This is a genomic window from Oceaniglobus indicus (assembly GCF_002751875.1).
Classification (GTDB): Bacteria; Pseudomonadota; Alphaproteobacteria; order Rhodobacterales; family Rhodobacteraceae; genus Oceaniglobus; species Oceaniglobus indicus.
This window is the reverse complement of record NZ_NMZM01000025.1, coordinates 1-1,212: the sequence shown is the minus strand read 5'-3', so window position 1 is coordinate 1,212 and position 1,212 is coordinate 1. Positions and strand designations below refer to the sequence as shown.

Here is a 1,212-nt window from a genome sequence, read left to right as displayed (position 1 = left end):
AACTCCTCGACATGATCGCCGCGCAGATGAAGGTGATCCAGATCGCCCGGATCAAGAAGTCCTGCCGCCGCTGCGAGCGGATCGTGCAGGAACCCGCGCCAAGCCGTCCGATCCCGGGCAGTATGGCAGGCCCGAACCTGCTGGCGCATGTGCTGGTCTCGAAGTTCGACGACCACCTTCCGTTATATCGCCAGCACGAGATCTTCGAACGCATGGGGGCAGACATCCCCGAAAGCACGCTGGTCGGCTGGTGTGGCCGCGCCATGAAGACCCTGTCGCCGCTGATCGAGCGCATTGAGGCTGACATCATGGGCAGCGATTTGCTGCACGCAGATGATACGCCGATCCGGGTGTTGGACCGCTCCAAGAAAGACAAAGGGCTTGGCAAAGGTGTGAAGCAAGGCCGGATCTGGGCCTATGTGCGCGATCAGCGCCCATGGGCGGGTGCCGCGCCACCCGGTACGGTCTATCGGTTCGCACCCGACTGGAAGGAAGAGCATGTCCTCAGCCATCTGGCCAACGCCCGTGGCACCCTCCAAGCGGATGGCTACAAGGGCTATGGTAAACTTTATGAGCCTGGTCCCAATGGCACGCGGCGTTTGCGGGAGGCAGCCTGTTGGGCCCATCTGCGGCGTGACTTCCATGACTTCTGGACCTCGACCAAGTCCGAGATTGCCCGCGAGGCGCTCGACCGGATCGGCAAGTTCTACGACATCGAGCGCGACATCAACGGTCAGCCCGCCGACGTCCGCTATGCAGCGCGTCAAAAGCTCAGCCAGCCCAAGGTTGAGGCCTTCTTTGCTTGGTCCGAACAGCAACTTCAGCGCATTCCGGGCAAAAGCGATCTGGCCAAGGCCTTCCGCTATGGTTTGTCTCGTCGAGACGCCTTCAGCCTGTTCCTGACCGACGGGCGTGTGGCCATCGATAATAATCCGGCCGAACGTGCCCTGCGCCCCATCGGAATCGGAAGGAAAAACTGGCTATTCGCGGGAGCCGACACCGGTGCGGAAACCTTGGCCCGCGCCATGACCATCATCGAGACTGCCAAGCTGAACGGCCTCAATCCGGAAGCCTATCTCGCCGACATCCTCGACCGTATCCATGATCACAAGATCAACCGATTGGATGAATTGCTGCCCTGGAACTGGGTGCCGCGGCCCACCGAGACAGCCAGTCAAGCCGCATAGGCCGCGGTATCAATGGCGTGGTTAC

Annotated in this window: 1 protein-coding gene; it reads left to right on the top strand. The window is 61.2% G+C overall.

Features of this window, described 5'->3' with window-relative positions; translation table 11 throughout:
* Positions 1–1,187, top strand: a 1,187-nt coding sequence (tnpC, locus tag CFP68_RS17775; RefSeq protein WP_099828268.1) for an IS66 family transposase, incomplete at its 5' end; no start/stop codon positions are given.
* Positions 1,188–1,212 lie beyond the last annotated feature (25 nt).